The organism is Streptomyces sp. NPDC001904 (assembly GCF_040297005.1).
Taxonomy (GTDB): domain Bacteria; phylum Actinomycetota; class Actinomycetes; order Streptomycetales; family Streptomycetaceae; genus Streptomyces.
Genome location: NZ_JBEOYI010000011.1, coordinates 121995 through 134807 on the forward strand (window position 1 = coordinate 121995; position 12813 = coordinate 134807).

Sequence of the window (12813 nt, forward strand, 5' to 3'; positions counted from 1 at the left end):
GCCCCGGATCCAGCGCGCGGAAGGGCCCGGCACCCTCGGGGGTGCCGGGCCCTTCCGCATGCCTGCGCTAGGCGGGCTGGGGCTCGAACTCCCAGTAGGGGCGCACCCGTTCGCGGGCGGACACGGTGTGGATGTGCTGGGCGCCCAGCGTGTGGGACAGCCTGCGCAGCGCCTCGTCCTCCAGCGGCCCTGCTTCCTCGTCGCGCTGCAGGGACCGCAGGTCGTAGGCGACGGCGATGCCGGCGGACAGGGTCAGCGGATGGTCGTCGCCGAGCACCGGGCGGGCGCCGTCGAGCGTGGTGCGGGACAGGGACAGCGCGTCCTCGTACCGGCCGATGAAGTTCCGGCTCCCCGAGGCGTTCATCGCGCAGCCCAGGGTCCACGGGTGCAGGTTGCCGAGCGCCTGCTCCATGCCCACCAGGGCCTGCTCGCACAGGCTGCGGGCCTCCTCGCGGGCGCCCTGTGCGCGCATCACGAGTCCGAGGTTGGACAGGGTCCCCAAGTAGTAGGGGTGGGCGGGGCCCAGTTGCCGCAGATAGATGCCGACGGCGTCCTCGGTACGGGTGCGGGCCTCGTCGAGGTTGCCGTACTCGCGCAGGTAGGACGCGTAGTCGGAGGCGATCATCAGGGTCGCCGGGTAGTCGGCGCCGAAGACCCGGCTGCTGCGTTCGTACACGTCGCGCAGTGCCTGTCCCGCCTCGGTGAGGTCGCCGCCGCGGCGCCGGCACAGGGCGAGGTTGTGCTCGGCGAGCAGGGTGAGCGGGTGGCTCTCGCCGAGCATGGCCTGGTTGAGGCGCAGGCTCTGCTCCTGGCGGGACAGCGCCTCCTTGTACTTGCCCATCAGGCGCAGCCCGCGGGCGCAGGAGATGCCGGAGCCGAGGATGCTGAGGTGCCGGGGGCGCAGCACGCGCTCGCGGCGGCGCAGGGTGTCGAGGTCCAGGTCGTACGCCTCGCCGTAGCGGCCGAGGAGGCGCATCACGACGGCCAGGTTGTTCTGGGCGTCGAGGCTGGTGGCGTCGTCCTCGCCGAGCAGCGCGCGGTAGACGTTCCAACAGTGCTCGAAGAGTGCGTGGGCGCGGTCGTACTTGGCGGTGCGCAGCAGCACGGAGCCGAGCATGCTCATGGCCCGCAGGGTCTCCAGGTCCCGGTCGCCGCGCTCGTCGGTGAGCTGCTCGACCATGGTGCGGCTGAGCTGCTCGGCCTTGCGGAACTCGCCCAGCATGCGCAGGGTGTTGCCGTAGACGTAGCCGAGTTCCCTGACGTGGGCGTGGCGTTCGCCGAGGGTGTCGCGCCAGTTCTCCTCGGTCTTCTCGCACAGGGCGAGGCAGGTGCGGTACTCGCCCGCGTAGTTGAGGTAGCGCAGGCAGCTCAGGACGAAGTTCTGGATCGCCGGGTTGGTGGAGTGCAGGGCGCCGGACGGCTCCAGGTGCGGGATGAGTTCGGCGTAGCGGGGCCAGTTGCGGGGTTCCGCGGGGGCGCCGGGGTCGGCCTGGGCGAGGACGCGGCGCACCGCCCGTGACAGGTGCTCGGTGTCCTTGTCGGACACGTACTGGCGCACCACCTGGTAGACCATGTTGTGCAGTTGGACGGTCTCCATGCCGCCGCCCGCGTCGACCGGCTGCTCGGAGTACTCCAGGCCCGCGATGGAGTACTGGACGAGCCGGTTGAGGGCGGCGTTCCAGCGGACGCGGTCGGTCATCAGGCCCGAGTACTCCTCGGGCAGGTCGCCGGCGGGCATCTCGCGCAGCAGCTTCAGCGGGACGCGGCCGGGGGCGAAGAAGACGCAGAGCCGCAGCAGGGCGCGGGCGTCGGGGTACTCGTCGCGGATGTTGTTGAGGAGTATCGCGATGGACTGCGGGAAGGGCGTCGGGTACTGCTCGGAGACGGTCAGCGTGTCCGGCGAGTCGAGGCGCCGGCCGAGCAGGTCCACGTACTGGCTCACGGTCATCGGCGAGTTGGCGAGCCAGCCGGCCGTCTGGTCCAGGGCGAGCGGGAAGTCACCGAGGGCCTCGGCGAGTTGTCCGGCCTCGGTGCGGTCCAGGCGCACGGCGCGGCGCTGGACGAAGATGATCGACTCGCGGCGGGTGTAGACGGGCACCTCGACGAGCTGGGTGTGGCGGCTGGCCCAGTCCCGGTTGCGGGAGGTGATGAGGACGTCGCCGGCGCCGCTGGGCAGCAGGTCGGTGAGGATGTCGGGATCGTCGCAGCCGTCGAAGACGATCAGCCACTTGCTGTACGGGGTGCCGCGGCGCAGCGCTTCGAGGGCGGTGCGGATCCGCTCGCCGTAGCTGGTGGCGTCGACGCCGAGCTGGAAGGCGGGCGCCAGCTCGGACAGTCGCTCGCGCAGTCCGGCGCGGCCCTCCGCGGGCACCCACCAGACCACGTCGTACTCGGAGGCGTACCGGTAGGCGTACTCGGCGGCGATCTGGGTCTTGCCGATGCCGGACATGCCGAGCAGCGTGACGATCTTGGCGCCGGACGGGGCCTCGGTGAGCTTCTCGCGCAGCTCGGTGATGACTTCGATGCGGCCGGTGAAGCGGGGGTTGCGGCGCGGGACGCCGCCCCAGACCTCGGGCGGGTCGTTGGGGAAGCGCGGTCCGCGCCGGCCGGAGCTGTGGCCGATCCGGTCGGTGGGCAGGCCGAGCCGGCGCAGCACCCGGAACTCGGCCTCGCGCGCGTCGATCCCCCACAGTTCGACCGGTTCCAGGGCGACGGTGGCGCCGGGGGTGTCGCCGCTGCTCAGCGAGATGCCGGCATAGCGCCCCGGGTGGCGTTCGAGGACCGTGGACAGGGCCTCGTTCCACTCCTGGTGGCTGTGGCCGCCGCGGCTGAAGTAGCGGTCGCTGAGCACCATGACGATCCTGCTGTCGCTCCGGGCGAGGTCGGCGAGGGCCTCGGTGAGGCTGCCCGCCGCCTGGGGGTTGAGGGACCGCAGGGAGACCTGGTGTCCCTGTTCCTCCAGACGGTGCTGGATCCAGCGGGCCCAGGGCCCGTCGAATCCGACATAGCTGACCGTGAAGCGCTGGTCACCTGTGCCGTCCTGCGTGTGTGTCGCTGGCCTGGCGCTCACTGGGGCCTCTCCTGATCGGCGTCCTTGACGAGACGCGCCGCCCGACGCGCGGCGCTCCTCTCCTGTATCGGCTCCTGGCTCGCGTGCATGAGGTCCGGTCCCGCTCCCCGGGTCGGCGCGGCCGCCCGGACGGCCAGGCGCGCCTCCCGCCACAGGCCGGCGCTGGGCGGATGCTCGCCCATGGCCCGCTCGGTCGCGGCCATCGCGGCGACGAACTCGCCTCCGGCGCGGGTGAGTTCGGGGGCCCGCTCGACCTCGGGCAGCACGGCGGCGACCTGGGCCCGGTAGCGGGCGTGCCGCGGCCAGGCGCCGGGCATTCCGGCGAGGGCGGCGCGCTGCCAGAGGTCGGCCAGGGCGAGGTGCGCGTAGGTCCCGTGCAGCAGGCCGTCGAACGGCCGCGGGTCGGGGCGCCAGGGTGCCCAGTGCCGGGCCGCGGTGTCGGCGGTGTGGAGTTGTACGAGGTCGCTGAGTGCGGCGAGTTTGCCGTGCTGCACCTCGTGCACCAGGGCGGCGGCGAGGTGCAGGGGCGGGCACGGGCGCACCAGGACGGCGCTGTGCGCGGCCGGGGCGGTGGCGCTCGCCGAGCGGGAGGTGCGGGCCAGCGGGACGACGCAGCGCAGGAGTTCGCCGACCTCGCGATCGCGGCGGTCGTCGATCCGGCGCAGCACCTCCCGTGCGGCGCCGAAGCGCGCGTCCCACTGGGCCCTGCCCTGCGGGCCGAGGCGGCGGGCGGCCCTGGTGCGGTCGGTGGGGGGCGGCACCCGGTAGGGGTCGAGGTCGTCCAGGAGCGGGCCCGCGGGTCCGAGCCGGTGCAGGGTCAGGGCGGCCGCGTCGGGGCCGCCGGGCCATCCGGTGTCGTCGAGGCGGACCGGGCCGGGCGCGGGGCGGCGCAGCGCGCCCAGTGAGGGCAGCGACAGGAGCCGGCCCGGGCTGTGCACGGTGAGCGTGAAGGGGATTCCCGCGCGCAGTGCGGCGGCCGCCGCGAGCGCGCCGAGCCGGGCGGTGTCGGCCGGGAGAGCGGAGCGCGGATCCGCGAGGCGGCGCAGGGTCTCCTCGGCCCAGGTGCCGACGGTCGGGTGGAGCAGCACCTCGCGGACCGGTTCGGGCGCGGCCCGCTGGGCGGCCTCGATCAGCGCCCACTGTTCGACGGCGGCGCCGTCGGTGAGCCGGGTGCGCAGCAGGGCGAGCAGCAGCATCCGTTTGCTGTGTTCCGCGGCGCGCAGCAGGGCGCCGGTGGCCGCGTCGTGGCCGCCGCTGCCGAGCAGGCGCAGCGCGGGCAGCGGCACGCTGAGCCGCCGGGCGACGGCGGCGGTCAGCACGGCGTCTCCCGCGGCCCGGCCGGGGCGAGGGTGCGCAGCCGGGCGGCGATGTGCCGGATGAGCGCCATCAGGTCGGCGCAGTAGACGGACGGGTGGCGGAAGCCGGTGCCCTCGCGGAACCGGTGGGCGTAGTGCCCGCCGCCGCACACGGTGAGCAGTTCGCACCGGCGGCACTGGTCGGCGAGTCCGTCGAGGCCCAGCTGGCGGGCGGCGAAGCCGGGGTGGTCGAGGAGGTCGTCGAAGGTGTGGCGGGTGAGGTCGAGTCCGGTGACGGCGGCGCCGTCGTAGGCGGACTTGAGGGCGTCGGTGAGTTCGAGGGTGCCGTCGGTCTCGACGACGGCCGTCGCGGCGGGGGCGATGCCGAGCGCCTCGGTGCCGGTGGGCAGGCCGAGCAGCAGGGCGATGACCTCTTCGAAGAGCCGGACGCGGGTGGCCCTGCGGCCCTCCTCGAACCACTCGTCGAAGACGGCGGTCAGCCAGTCGCCGTAGACGTGCGCGCCGTCCCGGGCGCCGGGTGGCGGGCTGGACCAGTGGGCGAGCGGGAGCAGCAGGTCGAGGGCGGGCGGCGCGAACCGTAAGAGGGACCGGTAGGTGTCGACGGGGTCCTGCTCGACGTCGACGACGCAGAGCAGTCCGGCGTACGACTCCGGCCGCCGTCGCAGGAGTTCGAGGCCGCGGCTCACCCGCGGCCAGGAGGGCCGGTGCGATGTCCGGTACACCCGGAGGGAGTTGTGCTCCTGATCGCCGCCGTCGAGGCTGACGCCGACCCGGATGCCCTCGGCGGCGAGCGCGTCGAGGCGGTCGTCGGTGAGCCGGGTGGCGTTGGTCTGCACGGCGGCGGTGAGGGTGCAGTACGGAGGCAGGGCGGATCTGGTCTCCCGGACCAGCGAGGTGAGGTCGGCGACCGGGGTGAGCAGCGGCTCTCCGCCGTGCAGGACGAGGTCGACGCGGTCGAGCCGGTGGGCGGCGGCGTGCTCGGCGATCCGCCGGGCGGCGAGCGTGCGCACCCCGGCGCTCATCGTGACGGGCTGCGCGGTCCAGCCGGTGTCCGCCATCTCGTAGACGTAGCAGTAGGTGCAGGCGAGGTTGCACCGGCTGTTGACCTTGAGGACGAACTGCCGCACGGGCGTGGGCCGGTGTCCGGCGGCGCGCAGGGCCGGCACGTCGAGCCGGGTGTACGGCCAGGCCGCGTGCCGGGCGTGCACGGCACGGGAACGGTGGCCGGCCTGTGGGCCGTGGTACGTGGCCTCCATGGATGTCCCCTCCCCGTCCTGCCCTCTCCCCAAGGGCCTGGTGCGAAATCCGCTGAAGGTACGGTGCGGTGTCAGTGCCGGCCGTCGAAGATGCTCTGGGTGTATTCGGCCAGGACCGAGACCGGGTCGACGATGCGGGCGAGCAGGTCGTCGATCACCTCGGCGAGCACCGGGTGGTCGAGGTCGCGCAGTTCGGCCAGGTCGAACCCTCTGAGATCGACGAGCCGGCCCGCGCAGTCGGCGGGCGCCGCGGTGTGGTCCGGTGCGACCGTCGCCGCGTCGTTCGGGTCCTTCATCAGTTCGGCTCCTTATTCCGTGTCCCGTGGACTTTCCCGCGGGCCCGCGCCGGAAAACGGTGCGGGCCGCCGCTCAGCTCCCCGCGAGCGCCTCGATCCGGGCCCGCAGCACGGCGGGGTCGGGCGGTCCCGTTCCGCCCTCGCCGTCCTCACCCGTCGCGGCCTCCTCGCACAGTTCGAGCGCCGACCGGTACGCCTCCAGCGCGCCCCTCGGCCGCCCCATCGCCTCCAGCACCTCCGCGCGCAGTTGCTGGATGCGGGCCGCGTGCCGCAGCGCCAGGGTGCGGCCGGGTCCGCCGGACACCGTGAGCGCGGCCCGCCAGCCCTTGCGGTACGAGTCGGCGGCGTGCTCCAGCCAGCCGAAGTCCGCGGTGACGCGGTGGAGTTCGCGCTGGACGTCGCCGTGCTCGGCCCAGGCGCGGGCCGCCGCCAGCGGGTCGCCCGCGGACCGGGCGGCCTGGGCGAGCAGGTACTCGGCCTCCCTGAGGTCGACCGCGTCGCGCTCCAGGCTGTGGCGCAGCCGCAGGCCCGCCGCGAGGGCGAGCAGCCGCTCGGGGACCCGGGCGTCGTCCCGGGGCAGCGCGGTCCTGGCCTCGCGCAGCACCTGTACGGCGGTGTGCACGTGCACGGCGCGGCCGGCGCCGCTCGCGACGCGGGCCCGCTCCAGGAGGGTGTCGGCCCATTCGGGCAGCAGGGACGCGTAGTCGTTGCCGTCACGGCCGGTCAGCCGGCGGGCCGCCGCGTAGGCCTCGTCGGCGGCGGCCAGGTCGGCCTGGTCCCGCCGCAGGTCGTAGCGGGCCCGGCGGACGCGTCCGGTGCAGAGCAGGATGTCGAGGCGCAGCCGCTGGTCGTCGTCGGCCTCGTCGAGCGCGGTGGCCAGTTCGCCGAGGGCCCGGTCGAGTGCGCCGGGCACGTGGCGCAGGGCGCGGGCGAGGTCGAGCCGGGCCCTGGCCCGCCGTACGGGCGCCGCCCGGGTGCCCAACGCGGCGAGCCCCGCCGTGAGTTGGCGTGCCGCCTGGCCCGCGTCGGCTGCGTCGCCGGTGCTCTCGGCGAGGGCGAGCAGCACCTGTCCGAGCGCGAGGTGGAGTCCGGGGTCGGGTTTGCCGGACGGTTCGCGCCGCTCGAACTCCTCCAGGGCGGCGCGGGCGTCGCGCAGATGGGCCTCGTCCGGGTCGAGCCGGTGCAGGCGCAGCAGGATCCGGGCCCGCCGCACCGCGCAGTCCAGGCCGAGTTCGTACTCGACTCCCTCGGCGAGGCAGACGGTGGCGAACTCCTGTTCCGCGGCGACGAGCAGCGCCGGGTCGAGTCCGCCGGGCGCGGCCAGCGCCCGCTCGTAGAGGACCTGTCCGAGCACGGCGCGGGCCCGGATCATGCCGGGGACGGCGGCGGCGGAGCGCATCGCCGCGTCGGCCTCGTCGAGCAGGCGCGGTTCGTGGGTCACGCTCCACAGCCGCAGCAGCACCCGGCCGAGTTCGAACCCGGCGTCCTCGTGGGTGGGGTCGGCGGCCAGGACGCGGCGCAGCAGCGCGGCGGCCGAGTGCAGACCGCTCTGGTTGCCGTCGCGCTCGTGGTCGGCGAGCAGGATGCGCGCGGTGCGGACGGCCTGGTCGTGGAAGGCGTCGCCGGGGACCGTCGGTGCCGGACCCGGCGGCGGTACGGGCGGGTCCATGAAGCGGCGGACGACGGCGGCGGACACCTCGGCGAAGGCGAGCGGCAGCACGGCTCCGGCCCGGCCGTTGTCGTCGGCGGCGTCGGTGTCCTGCCCCGCGGGTGGTACGGCCGGGTCGCCGGGCGGGCGGTCGCGGTCGATCTGGGCGATGGCCAGCGCGAGGAAGGCGCGGGCGCGGCGGCCGAAGCGCTGCTCCACGTAGTCCGAGCAGTGTTTCTGGACGAGCAGGGCGTCGTCGCGGGTGATCGGGCCGAGCAGCACGTCCCGTACTCCGGGGACGAACGCATAGCTCTCGCCCTGGGTGTCGAAGCCGCGGGCCGTGGGTCCGGCCGGCTCGGAGGGCGTCTCGGTGGTGCGCCGCAGCAGTCCGCTCAGCAGCACCTCGGCGAGTTCGGCGGGGCCCGAGTCGGGCAGCATCGTGCGCTGGACGAGCCGCATGACGGGCAGGATCAGCGGCGCGGCGGAGAGGTAGACGGCCAGCCGCATCGCGTCCGGCGAGGCCACCGAGCGGAACCGGCTGACCAGCTCCTCCGGGGTGCGCCGCGGCGCCGACGCGGGCGGCGGGGTCGCCGGGTGGTCGGCGTGCACCCGGCCGGTCTCGGCGGGCACCGGGCGGGCGCCGAGACCGGCGAGCAGCCGCGCCCAGGCGGAGAGCGCGGACGCGCTGGGCGGCAGCAGCGGCACGGACCGGCCGCCGGCCCCGCCCACGGGCTGCGCGCGCGGCTGGAACCGCAGGGGCGCGCCGGGCCCCTCGCCGCGGTGCAGGAATCCGGGCTCGGCGGGCAGGTGGGTGCGGCGCCACATGCGGTGGGGCAGCGGCTGGAGCACGGCGACCGGGGCGCACTCGGCCCAGCGGTGCAGCAGCCGCTGGGCCAGGCCGCGCCGCCACAGCTGTCCGGCACAGTCGCTGACCATGATCGTGACGGACCGGCCGGTCGGGTCGCGCAGCCGGTCGGTGGGGTGGGCGGCACCGCGCGGGTCGGGTCCGGCGCCGAGGGCCGGGGTGCCGTCGGGCAGCCCGTGCAGATAGTGGGCCTGGATGTCGCGGAACGCGCCGAGCCGTTCGCACACCCCGCGCAGCTCGTCGAAGAGTTCGTGCCACACGACCATGGAGGGCGACGCGTCGAGCACCAGGTGCAGGGTGGCCTCGCGGCGGTCGACGGGCCGCAGCACCGGCACCGTGAGCCCCATCGCGCGGGCGCTGGCGTCGGCGGTGGCCGCCTCGTCGAGCACGGTGCGGCGGCGCGTGCCGGGCGGGCGCAGCCGCTGCAACGGGCGCAGCGCGCGCTGGATCTCCAGGACCCGGGGCAGGGCGGCGGGCAGGGCGACGCGGACCGGCAGTCCCTCGGGTCCGGCGCCCGCGACCCGGCGCCGGTCGCCGTGGGCGGGGCGGGTGGCGCGGGCGTACAGGCCGAGCCGGTCGAACCGGGCGGGTGCCGCGCCGCCGTCGCCCTCGCCGGGCCGGGCCGGTGGCGCGGGTCCGTCCGCGGCCGGCGCCGGGTCCGGGTCCGCGTCCGGTGCGGGCGGTTCGCCGTCGGACGGCCGGGGCGGCGCGGGGGCCGGGTCGTCGCGTGCGGTGAGGTGCTCGCCGAGCCAGAGCGCGTCGGCCACCTCCTCGGGGGTCGGCGCGAGCCCGGCGGTACGCAGCATTCCCGCCAGGCGGGCGATGGGGTCCCGCGGCGCGCTCACCGGGTCACCTCGCGCGGTCGAGCCGCTGGACGAGCAGGTCGGCGAGGTTCTCCCGGGTGGGCGGTGTGGCGTAGTGGGTGAGGTAGATGGCGTTGAGGAGCTGGTCCGCGGCGATGACCTCGTGCTGGGAGCGGACGAGGAACTCGCGGATCAGTTCGGCGCCGCGCTCGGCCGCCTCCGCGCCGAGGTGCGCCTTGACCATGGCGCTGAGCCGCTTCTCGTCGGGCGGGGCGAGTTCGAGGTGGATGCAGCGGCGCAGCAGGGCGGCGGGGAAGTCGCGTTCCCCGTTGCTGGTGAGGACGGTGAAGGGGAAGGCGTGGCAGGCGACGCGGCCGCCGCGCACGGTGACCTTGCGGCCGTCGTCGGTCAGCACCTCGACCTCGGGCTGCCGGTCGGCGGCCCGCTCCAGCTCGGGGATGGCGAACTCGCCCTCCTCCAGGACGTTCAGCAGGTCGTTGGGCAGGTCGATGTCGCTCTTGTCGAGCTCGTCGATGAGCAGCACGCGCGGGCGCGCGCCGGGCAGCAGCGCCGTGCCGAGCGGCCCGAGCCGTATGTAGTCGCCGATGCCGGGGACCTCCTCGGGGCGGCCCGCGTTGGCGGCGACCTGGACGTCCTGGAGGCGGGCGAGCGCGTCGTAGCGGTACAGGCCGTCCTGGAGTGTCGTACGGGAGACGACGGGCCAGCGCAGGACGCGGCCGAGCTTCAGTTCGTGGGCCACGGCGTGCGCGAGGGTCGACTTGCCGGTGCCGGGGCGGCCGGTGACGAGGAGCGGACGGCGTAGGTACAGGGCCGCGTTGACCACGTCCAGTTGTTCGGCGTCCGGGGCGTCGGTGAGCTGTTCGCGCGCGACCCGGCCGAGGCGCCGCTCGGTGCCGGGGTCGGGGGGTGTCCGCGCGGCTTCGGCGGCGGGGACCGTACCGTCGAAATCGCGCCACGGCGGCGGGTCGGGCAGCCGCTCGATGCCGTCGTGCGGGACGCCTACGCCGCGGTAGATGAGCCAGTCGTTCATCAGATCTCCCCGTAGAGGGCCTCGTCGTCGCCGGGCAGAGGGTGTGCGGGGTCGTCCAGGACCAGGCCGATGCCGAGGGCCCAGAAGGAGTCGTAGTCGCGGTCGCGGACCTCGCCGCGCAGCCGTTTCAGCTCGTACGGGAGCTGCGCCACGCGGACGGCGCCGAGCCCCTCGCGCACCCCGCGGTGGAAGTCGGCACAGGCTCCGTCCGTCCCCACGGGGCCGGGTCTTCGGCCCAGGGCGACCGGGTGCCCGGCGCGCCGGGCGGCGTGCAGGGCGCCGAGGGTCGGTTCGGCGTCGGCCGTCCGGCAGTACACGGGCACGGTGTGGTCGGCGAGCGCGTCGAGCCAGGCCGGGTCGACGGTGCGCGGGCGGCCGTCCGCGCAGTCGATCCGCTCGGTGACGAAGGGCTCCGCGCACAGCCGTGCCCACCGCTCCCGCTCGCGTGCGGCGCCCCGCTCCCCGTGCGGCCGTACGCTCTGGTGCCGGAAGACGACCGGGCGCTGTACGCCGAGCGGCTCGTCGCCGTCGACGGACCATTCCTCGACGGGCAGGGTGAACAGCTCGGGCGCGGCGGCCACTTCGAGTCTGACCGGGTCGTCGGTGCCGCGGTCGATGCTGCGGAAGACGGCCAGCAGCGGCCCCCGCACGTCCCGTTCGAGCTGTTCCTCGTCGCCGCTGGTGCCGGAGACGGTGGGTTCGGCGCGGCCCCGTGCGTACAGGACGCCCACGCGCCAGCTGTACGTGCCTTCCCACGCGTCCCGCCACAGTTCGAGCAGCGCGGTCGGTCCGGTGGTGACGGCCGGGCCGCGGCCGTCCGGCGCGGGCCTGCGGACGGGCGGGGCGCCTCGGCGGCTCGCGCGGCGCAGCTGGAGGTCGTCGTAGCGCACGCGGATCTGGGCGTGGACCCGCGCGTCGTGCCACACCGCCTGCTCGAAGACCACCCGCCACAGCTCGGTCTCGACGTCCGGCGGCAGGCTCACGTCCCCGTCGGCGGCCACCGCGGCGACGTAGTGCAGCGCGGCGGCGGTCGCGTGCCGCTCCGGCGGCTCGTACAGCAGGCCGAGCCCGTCGCGCCAGGTCAGCGCGGCCGGACCGAACGCCGACTCGAACCGGTCGCCACGGGCGTCCAGCGCCAGCTCGGTGACCCGGTCCGCGCGGACCGGCGGGGCGAACTCGGCGAGCAGCCCCAGCAGGGTCGTGCGGTGTACGGGGTCGATGCCGTCGTTCACCTGGCACTTGCGCCGCAGATAGGCCCAGGCCGGGATGCGTCCGCTGCCGTCCCGCAGCCGGTCCAGGTGCCAGCGGTCGTGGGCGTGGACGACCTGGACGTAGTACGGGCTGTGGCGGAGCTGGGTGACGGCGACGGTGAGCCCGCCGGGCCGGCCGGGTCTGCTCGCCTTGACCAGACCCACGACCGCGCCGGTCCGCAGGTCGAGGACGGGTCCGCCGGACATGCCGGGTTCCACCTCGTCCTGGAGGTTGAGCCGGACGAACGCGCCGTGTCCCGCTTCCCCGGAGAGCCGGGCCATCCGGCCGGTGATCTCGCGCTCCCCGAACTCGTCGGTGCACCCGTAGTACGCGACGTCCCGCAGTCCGGGCCGGGGCCGGTCCCCGACCCAGACGCAGTCGTGCGAGACCGGGTCGCGCAGCCGCAGCAGCGCCATGTCGGGGGCGGGCCACACCTGTCCGTGGTCGTCGGGCGGCTCCTGCGGGGCGACCCAGTCGACGACGGCGACGGCGACGCCCTCGGCGCCGCCCGAGTCGGTGAAGGTGACGCCGACCTCCTGGCCCACGACGGCACCCTCCTTCCCCGCTCCCCCCGTGCCCCGCAGCCCCTTCACGACCACATGGGCGCAGGTCAGAACCCAGCCGGGGGCCACGAAGAAGCCGCTGCCCCAGGTGTCGTACGCGTCGTGCTTCCCGCGCGTGCCGTCCCTCGTGCCGGCCGCGCCGTGTCCTGTTGCTGCATACCCGGTCCGGACGGCGTGGACGCGTACACATGCGGCCAGCATGGAGCTCGCGAAGACCGTGAAGGCGCGCGCCGCCTCTTCCTCGCGCCCGGTGGAGCCGTCGGGTATGCCGTTGTCCGGCACTACGAGCCCGCGCCGGGGGTGGACGAGGGGCTGGAGGGAGTGCCGGTGCCGGGGGCCGGAGGCTGCGCCGGATCGGGGTCGGCCGGTGCGTCCTCGCCGGTCCGCCAGGCGAGCGTCACGGTCAGGGCCGCCTTGGCCTCGCTCGCGGCGAGCAGCGAGACGACCGCGCCGGGTTTGACGGCGAGCTCGACGCCGAAGGAGACGGTCACCTCGTCGGGCCGGACAGCGGCGGCGGCCTGCCGCATCGCGGTGCCGACCCCCCGGATGAGGTCGTCGAGCCCCTCGACGCCCCGGGCCACCCGGTCGGTCACCCGTCCCGCGTCGGCGTATCCGCTCTGGGTGGGCACCAGCGCGCCCACGTCGGCCGTCCGCAGCAGGACGGGTCTGCCCCCGACCTGCACACGCACCACGT

At 75.3% G+C, this 12813-nt stretch carries 8 protein-coding genes; all 8 read right to left on the minus strand.

The genetic code is table 11. The annotated features are described in order from the left end of the window. Positions 1 to 67 precede the first annotated feature (67 nt). Positions 68 to 3070 carry an FxSxx-COOH system tetratricopeptide repeat protein gene (gene fxsT, locus ABT127_RS19910; RefSeq protein ID WP_351451508.1) on the minus strand — a complete coding sequence of 1001 codons (3003 nt, stop codon included), beginning with the start codon at positions 3068 to 3070 and terminating at the stop codon, positions 68 to 70. Next, positions 3067 to 4389, minus strand: a complete 1323-nt coding sequence (locus tag ABT127_RS19915) for an aKG-HExxH-type peptide beta-hydroxylase (protein WP_351451510.1) — start codon at positions 4387 to 4389, stop codon at positions 3067 to 3069. The genes fxsT and ABT127_RS19915 overlap by 4 nt, the downstream gene beginning before the upstream one ends. Continuing rightward, positions 4383 to 5642 carry an FxsB family cyclophane-forming radical SAM/SPASM peptide maturase gene (locus ABT127_RS19920; RefSeq protein WP_351451513.1) on the minus strand — a complete coding sequence of 420 codons (1260 nt, stop codon included), beginning with the start codon at positions 5640 to 5642 and terminating at the stop codon, positions 4383 to 4385. Before ABT127_RS19920 ends, ABT127_RS19915 begins: the two co-directional genes overlap by 7 nt. Positions 5643 to 5713: 71 nt before the next feature. Further along, on the minus strand, positions 5714 to 5938 hold the full coding sequence (locus ABT127_RS19925; RefSeq protein ID WP_351451516.1) for an FxSxx-COOH-like cyclophane-containing RiPP peptide: 225 nt from the start codon (positions 5936 to 5938) through the stop codon (positions 5714 to 5716). A gap of 73 nt (positions 5939 to 6011) precedes the next feature. Next, positions 6012 to 9296 carry an SAV_2336 N-terminal domain-related protein gene (locus ABT127_RS19930; protein WP_351451519.1) on the minus strand — a complete coding sequence of 1095 codons (3285 nt, stop codon included), beginning with the start codon at positions 9294 to 9296 and terminating at the stop codon, positions 6012 to 6014. Positions 9297 to 9300: 4 nt separating this feature from the next. Further along, a complete protein-coding gene (locus ABT127_RS19935) occupies positions 9301 to 10305 on the minus strand; it encodes an AAA family ATPase (protein WP_351451521.1) in 1005 nt (334 codons plus the stop codon). Then, on the minus strand, positions 10305 to 12401 hold the full coding sequence (locus ABT127_RS19940; RefSeq protein WP_351451523.1) for a VMAP-C domain-containing protein: 2097 nt from the start codon (positions 12399 to 12401) through the stop codon (positions 10305 to 10307). Before ABT127_RS19940 ends, ABT127_RS19935 begins: the two co-directional genes overlap by 1 nt. After that, on the minus strand, positions 12401 to 12811 hold the full coding sequence (locus ABT127_RS19945; RefSeq protein WP_351451526.1) for a CU044_2847 family protein: 411 nt from the start codon (positions 12809 to 12811) through the stop codon (positions 12401 to 12403). The genes ABT127_RS19940 and ABT127_RS19945 overlap by 1 nt, the downstream gene beginning before the upstream one ends. Between the last annotated feature and the right edge of the window lie 2 nt (positions 12812 to 12813).